Below are 2798 nucleotides of genomic sequence, written 5' to 3' on the forward strand. Positions count from 1 at the left end.
AGCAGCGTGCCGCCGTCGACCGACAGCAGCGACAGCACCTGCTCACCGCACCGATGCGCCAACGCCGTTTGCACCCTGCGCAGCTTGCGCCGGGCCACCACCGCACCGTTCACGCGCGGGTCGCGCTCGTCGGGGTGCGCCCCGATCGAGAGAGCGAGCACCGAATACGCGTCGGAGACGGTGATGCCGACCTCGCGGGCCATGGTGACGGTCGACTGACCGGCCAGCAGTGCCGAGGTGAGGGTGTGCACCGCCGTGTGATGTTCGCCGACGGCCTCGCGGTGCTCACGGATGTAGGAGCGAGTCACCGTGGTACACAACAGGTCCGAGATCTCGACCACCCGGCGGAAGCCGTGGATCAGACTCGCGCGATCGACATCGGCCACCCCGTCGTAGACCGCGTCGAAGGAGAGCCGGAAGCCCTCGTGGAAAGCGTGCAGGATCGTGTCGATCGGCACGCCTTCGCGCGCCCAGCCCGCCGCCGCCACCGCGAGCCGGTTCAGCTTCACGTCCTCGTCGCGGCCGTCCAGCATGCCGCCGACGATTTCCAGGCACATCCGGGTGACCGAGGTGACGTCGCCGGCGATCACATCGCCGGGTAGCGTCCGGCAAGTCGCGACATTGTCGACGAAGTGACCGACCAACCGGCTGGTCATCGTCCGGACATCGCGCAGGGGCTGCCACAGGGCCGTCTCGTCCAGTGGGATCGTCATCGTCGACTCCTCCTTCTTCTACACCCCGGCGCCGCCGGTAGTGGTTGTGCTTCCGTCATGTCGGCCGATGTGCTGGCCTACACTGCGGTTTCTCTGTGATCATGACTGTAGGGTGAGCAACCGCTCACCTTCTACTCTTCTTTCTGCCGAGGTCAATAGATGCCCCCGCAAGCCGATAAGCAGCGCAAACGCCCCAAGCAGGACCGGGCGAAGGAGACGAGAGCACGCATTCTCACGGTGGCCGCTCATCTTTTCGGCACCCGCGGTATCGGCAATACCTCGACCAACCGGATCGCGACCGAAGCGGGCATGAGCATCGGCACGCTGTACCGCTATTTCAACGACCGCGACGAGATCGTCAAAGAGCTCAACGACAGCCTGTTTCTGCAGGTAGAAGAGCGCTACAGCCAGCTGCTCACCGCCAGTTCCGGCCAGTCCCCCCGCGATGCCGTGATAGGTCTGATCCGCTCCGCCGTCGACATCCTCGTCGCGAACGGGCCGCTCGTCCGTGCCCTGGTCGCCGATCTGCAGTTCTACGGCAGCGGTATCCCCGAATTCGAACCCCGGCTGCGGATGCTCATCAAGCTCTACATCATCCAGTTCATGGGCCCGATCAAGCACGTCGACATCGACGTGATGGCCTTCGTCGTACTCAACGCGGGCTTCGCCACCGCGTTGCGTTCGGTCGAACTCGACGACGCCGAGCTCGACGCCATCATCGCCGGGACCGCCGACATGATCAGCGCCTGGATCGACTCGGTTGCCGTAGTCGAAAACGCTTAGTACACAACAGCACAGGGCCCGGATCCTGGGTGAGGATCCGGGCCCGTTCGCTCCGTGACGGTCAGCGCGCGTTCGCCGTGCAGATGACGTCGACGATCTTGGCGCCACTGAGGTTCGCCGAACCGGTGTTGGCCAGGATCGCGGTGGGCGTCACCGTCGACAGCTGCTCGTACGCGACACGCTCAGCCTCTGCCCGATTGGCGCCGATCGCCCATGCGAAGGCGTCATCGCTCTGTACGAGCGCGCCGCAACCGTTGGCCCAGGTGACGAGGACCTCGCAGTCGGCGTAGTGGCAATCAGCCAGCGCAACAGCTTCGGCCGACGGCGCATCGGCTTCGTCGGCACTGGTGCCGTAGATCAGTTCACCTTTGCTCACCGCGATCGACGCCCACTGGTTACCCGACGCGGTCGCCGAACCGGCACCCAGGACCGACCCGGCCGCAAGACCGAGCGCCGCCACGGCGAAGCCGGCCTTACCCATGAAACTCATTCGAAAGATCTCCTCTTGAAACTGTCCCGGAAGTCCGGAACCTTCAAGATCATCATCGAACAACCGTTGATAGCCAACCGCACGGTGAAATTTCACATCCGGGCCGTCAGCACATGAATCCGGGCCCGCGTGCTCCGTGTCCGGGGCGAAGACGATGCAAGCCCGGACCGTTGCGCGGTCCGGGCTCGACAATCACCGTGACGATCAGCTCGCGTTGGCGGTACAGACCGTTTCGATCACATGACCGCCGGCCAGCTGCGACGAACCAACGTTGACGAGCAGGCTCTGCGGAGTGCCCTCGGTCAGCGCGAGGTAAGCCTCCCGCTCCGCGTCGGCGCGGGTCGGGCCCTTGCCCCAGGCGATGAAGTCATCGTTCTCCACCAGGGCCGCGCAGCCGTTGACCCACACGGCCTCCACCAGGCAACCATCCGCGGCGCACTGTTCCAGTGCGGCAGCCTCGGCCTCAGCGCGCGTGGGATAGCCGACCGAACGACCGTAGTTCGCCCAGTCGCCGTCCGCGGCCATCGCGCCCCACTGGTCGGGGCCGACGGCATTCGCCGAACCGGCGCCCAGCACCGCGCCGGCCGCAAGGCCGAGCGCCGCCACGGCGAGGCCGGCCTTACTCATGAAACTCATTCGAAAGATCTCCTCTTGACACTGTTCCGGCAAGTCCAGAACCGTCAAGATCATCACTGATCGCCCGGTGACAACCAACCAGAACGGGAATCATCACACCGAGACCGGTCGACACATAACCGCAAAAAGGGCCCGGATCCAGCCAGGATCCGGGCCCGAAAAGCGCGGTGCTACAC

At 65.1% G+C, this 2798-nt stretch carries 4 protein-coding genes and 1 pseudogene; 1 reads left to right on the forward strand and 4 read right to left on the reverse strand.

Features of this window, described 5'->3' with window-relative positions; genetic code table 11:
- A pseudogene (locus ACFWF3_RS31110) lies at positions 1–713 on the reverse strand (PucR family transcriptional regulator); the annotation flags it as partial.
- A gap of 159 nt (positions 714–872) precedes the next feature.
- Here ACFWF3_RS31110 and ACFWF3_RS31115 point away from each other — a divergent pair.
- Complete coding sequence (locus tag ACFWF3_RS31115; protein ID WP_378989114.1) at positions 873–1496, forward strand: TetR/AcrR family transcriptional regulator; 624 nt, start codon at positions 873–875, stop codon at positions 1494–1496.
- Positions 1497–1557: 61 nt separating this feature from the next.
- Here the strand turns inward: ACFWF3_RS31115 and ACFWF3_RS31120 are convergent, their stop codons facing one another.
- From ACFWF3_RS31120 to ACFWF3_RS31130, 3 genes are all read right to left on the reverse strand, one after another.
- Positions 1558–2178, reverse strand: a complete 621-nt coding sequence (locus ACFWF3_RS31120; RefSeq protein WP_379317293.1) for a DUF4189 domain-containing protein — start codon at positions 2176–2178, stop codon at positions 1558–1560.
- A 12-nt stretch (positions 2179–2190) separates the two neighbouring features.
- Positions 2191–2622 carry a DUF4189 domain-containing protein gene (locus ACFWF3_RS31125; protein ID WP_378989112.1) on the reverse strand — a complete coding sequence of 144 codons (432 nt, stop codon included), beginning with the start codon at positions 2620–2622 and terminating at the stop codon, positions 2191–2193.
- Positions 2606–2798 (reverse strand): hypothetical protein (locus ACFWF3_RS31130; protein WP_379317295.1); only part of this gene is annotated, 193 nt, incomplete at its 5' end. The genes ACFWF3_RS31130 and ACFWF3_RS31125, both read right to left, overlap by 17 nt.

Source organism: Nocardia sp. NPDC060220 (assembly GCF_042727815.1).
GTDB lineage: Bacteria > Actinomycetota > Actinomycetes > Mycobacteriales > Mycobacteriaceae > Nocardia.